General features: G+C 35.7%; 1 protein-coding gene. It reads right to left on the bottom strand.

Annotation, left to right across the window (positions count from 1 at the left end; genetic code table 11):
- Positions 1 to 86: 86 nt before the first annotated feature.
- Positions 87 to 1250 carry an RNA-guided endonuclease TnpB family protein gene (locus GPK60_RS08200; protein ID WP_215659268.1) on the bottom strand — a complete coding sequence of 388 codons (1164 nt, stop codon included), beginning with the start codon at positions 1248 to 1250 and terminating at the stop codon, positions 87 to 89.
- Positions 1251 to 1293: the final 43 nt, after the last annotated feature.

The raw sequence follows: 1293 nt of genomic DNA, 5'->3' as shown, positions 1-1293 counted from the left end.
TCTATCTACTCACAAGTTCTTGTACTCTCCATAGGCGTAAATTCCGGACTAACGTATCCGTACATATTTGCATTAACGTTCCAGTGTTAGCTTGCAAATTTTTCTCCATAAGTCTTGAGATTTATAGATGCCTGGAAATCTCTGTCAATCATATTCCCACACTCACATCTATAAACTCTGTCAGATAACTTCAAATCTTTTTTGATATTCCCACAACAGCTGCAAAGCTTTGATGATGGATAAAACCGATCAGCCACAATAAGCTGAATCCCTTTATCACTGCACTTATATTCAAGCTGTTTTCTAAGCCAAAAAAATCTCTGTTCCTGGACTGCTTTGGATAAATGTCTGTTTTTCATCATTCCGCTGACATTCAGATCTTCAATACATATAAATCTTGGTTTTCGATTTATGATCTCAGATATGGTCTGATTCAAATAGTTTTTACGGATATTTGTTAATCTGTGATCTCGTTTTAATAAAAGTTTTTCCTTTTTGATTACATTATTTGTTTTACAGTAACTTTCTCCTTTTTTATTTTTCTCGTAAGAACGAGAGATACTACGCTGTAATCTGCGTTTCTGTTTTTCTAATTTCTTTATTTTCTGACTTTTATTGATGTTCTTATACTTAGTTCCATCAGAGCAGACAGCCAGTTCTTTGATTCCCAAGTCTATACCGACTCCGTCATCATTAAGTATTTCCCTACAGTCAGGAAATTCTACACATACACTGATCCACCAGTTCAATCCGTCAAAGGATATTCGCGGATTCATATATTTAGCATTTGTCGGAATTCGTCCATGTTCTGCAAGTCTTACCCAATTCATTTTTTGTTTATTGGCTTTCCTGCTGGAGGAAAAGCCTTCAAATTTAACGTGGGTATCACTAAATCGTATCTTAACGTTGTCCTGATAGAACTTCGGCATTGACCTCTTTTTTGACTTGAATCTCGGGAATTTCTGCAAACCCCTGAAAAAGTTCTTATAAGCAGTACAGGCATCTTTGATCGCCTGTTTTGTTACATTATTTGAAATATTCAATAACCATGCATATTCATCAGAATGTCTAAGCTTTGTAAATTCTTTTCTGAGTTCTGCATCTGAAATGAATTTTCCGCCTTTTTCATAGTTTTCTATTTCCCTTGCCAAAGCCCAGTTATAGGCAAATCTTGAAGCACCGGCGTACTGAAACAACTTAGTTTTCTGCACGTTATTTGGTATCAACATTACTTTTATGGCTTTTACCATCTGCTTCCTCCTGTATCAATTCCCGGATAAGTTTCTTAGCTTT

The organism is Ruminococcus sp. MCC718 (genome assembly GCF_018783905.1).
In the GTDB taxonomy this organism is placed as follows: Bacteria; Bacillota; Clostridia; order Lachnospirales; family Lachnospiraceae; genus Hominisplanchenecus; species Hominisplanchenecus faecis.
This window is presented reverse-complemented; position numbering and strand designations above follow the sequence as displayed.